At 64.4% G+C, this 1,816-nt stretch carries 3 protein-coding genes; all 3 read left to right on the forward strand.

All coding sequences use genetic code 11. The annotated features are described in order from the left end of the window. Positions 1-243 precede the first annotated feature (243 nt). Positions 244-687, forward strand: a complete 444-nt coding sequence (locus ENZ74_RS30870) for an SRPBCC family protein (RefSeq protein WP_063168521.1) — start codon at positions 244-246, stop codon at positions 685-687. Positions 688-700: 13 nt separating this feature from the next. After that, on the forward strand, positions 701-1,495 hold the full coding sequence (locus tag ENZ74_RS30875) for an FAD binding domain-containing protein (protein WP_063168522.1): 795 nt from the start codon (positions 701-703) through the stop codon (positions 1,493-1,495). 59 nt (positions 1,496-1,554) lie between these two features. After that, on the forward strand, positions 1,555-1,816 hold a 262-nt coding region (locus ENZ74_RS30880), incomplete at its 3' end, for a 2Fe-2S iron-sulfur cluster-binding protein (protein ID WP_127313261.1).

Consider the following 1,816-nt stretch of genomic DNA (forward strand, 5'->3'; position numbering starts at 1 on the left):
GTCGCCTGCAATCTCGGCTTCACCACGCAGGGCAATTTCTCGCGCTTTTTCCGCGACCATGTCGGCGTGCCGCCGACGCTCTACCGCGAGGCCGCGCGGGCGATCGCCTGAACCAGCCGCCCTTTTTCAGACTCCCCGCCCTTTTTCAGACTCCTTGATAGGCGCTCAAGACGCATTGATAAGCGTCGCTGAAATGGCCGCCCTACCCTTGCACCGGATCGCTTTTGCAAGGGAACATTTTGAATGGCCAAAGTCACCATCTCCAGCGTCATCGACGCGCCGGTCGAAAAGGTCTGGGCGCGCATACGCGACTTCAACGGGCTGCCGGGCTGGCATCCGCGCATGGTGGAAAGCCACATTGAAGACGGCAAGGATGCCACCACAATCGGCTGCGTGCGCAATTTCCAGCTCGCCAGCGGCGCCCGCCTACGCGAAAAGCTGCTCGACTTCTCCGATCAGAATTTCCTGGTCAGCTACTCCATCCTCGAGACGCCGCAGCCGCTGACCAACCACAAGGCGACCCTGCAGCTGCGGCGCGTCACCGATGGCGACCGCACCTACGCCGAATGGACCGCTAGCTTCGACGCCGCGCCTGAGGAGGCAGACAAGCTGGCCGAGGGCATGGGCGCCAATGTCTTTCAGGGCGGCTTCGACGCCCTGAAAAGCCATTTCGCCGGCCAGAGCTGACAGGAGCCAGACCATGGCGCTGGCACTGCAGACTTTTGCAACGGTGAAAGACGCGAACGCGGCACTGAAGGCGGCCGGCACCCGCTATCTCGGTGGCGGCACGCTGGTCGTCCGCGCGGCCAATGAAGGCGACGTTTCGGTTTCCGGCCTTATCAGGTCGACCGAGCCGTCCCTGTCCACCATCGCCGTTGCCGGCGATAAAGTCTGCATCGGCGCTTCGGTGACCATGGCGGCGATCGCCGGCCATCCGGGGCTCGGCACGCTCGCCAAGGCCGCCCGTGCCGTCGGAGGCCCGGCCATCCGCAACATGGCGACCGTCGGCGGCAATCTTTTTGCCCCGAGCCCGTATGGCGATTTCGCTGTTGCCCTGCTGGCGCTCGATGCGACGGTCAGCACCGATGACGGTGAAACGCCGATCGAGACTTTTCTGGCCAATCGGGGCGGCAGCCGCGTCGTCGTCACTTCCGTGAGCTTCACGCTTCCGAAGGCCGACAGTTTCCGCTTCCTGAAAGTGTCGAGGGTCAAGCCCAAGGGCGTCTCCGTGCTCAGCATAGCCGGTGCTCTGGAACTGTCGTCGGATGGCTCGGTGACCTCGGCGCGGATCGCACTCGGCTGCATGGCGGATCGGCCCATGCGCGCCAGGGCGGCGGAAAAAGCGCTGATCGGCCGAACGCTAACCGCTGACGGCATCGCGCCGGCCTTGGCCGCGGCCGGTGATGGCACCTCGCCCATCACCGACCCGATCGCCAGCGCCTGGTATCGCGCCGAAGTCCTGCCGGTTCATCTCGGGCGGTTGCTGCTCGCATAATATTTGTTCGGGGGCGCGCGTCTGTCCGCTGGTTCGGGCAGGCGCGCTGGGAGGAAAACATGGCAAAGGTTCCGGTTCAATTCACGCTCAACGGCTCGGAAAAGGCCGAATTCATCGACAGCGGCACGACGCTGCTTCAGGCGCTGCGCGACAAGATCGGCGACACCTCGCCGAAGGGCGGCTGTCATCAGGGCACCTGCGGCGCCTGTTCTGTCATCATAGACGGCGAACTCCGGCTCTCCTGCCTGACGTTGGCCGAGACCTGCAATGGCGCCGTCATCAGCACGACATCAGGGCTTTCGGAAAGCGGCGTGCTGCACC

The organism is Mesorhizobium sp. M7A.F.Ca.CA.002.15.2.1 (assembly GCF_003998715.1).
GTDB classification, from domain to species: Bacteria; Pseudomonadota; Alphaproteobacteria; order Rhizobiales; family Rhizobiaceae; genus Mesorhizobium; species Mesorhizobium ciceri.

Coding starts and splice junctions, on each gene's coding strand:
- ENZ74_RS30870 (WP_063168521.1), top strand. CDS start 244: ATGGCCAAAGTCACCATCTCCAGCGTCATCGACGCGCCGGTCGAAAAG.
- ENZ74_RS30875 (WP_063168522.1), top strand. CDS start 701: ATGGCGCTGGCACTGCAGACTTTTGCAACGGTGAAAGACGCGAACGCG.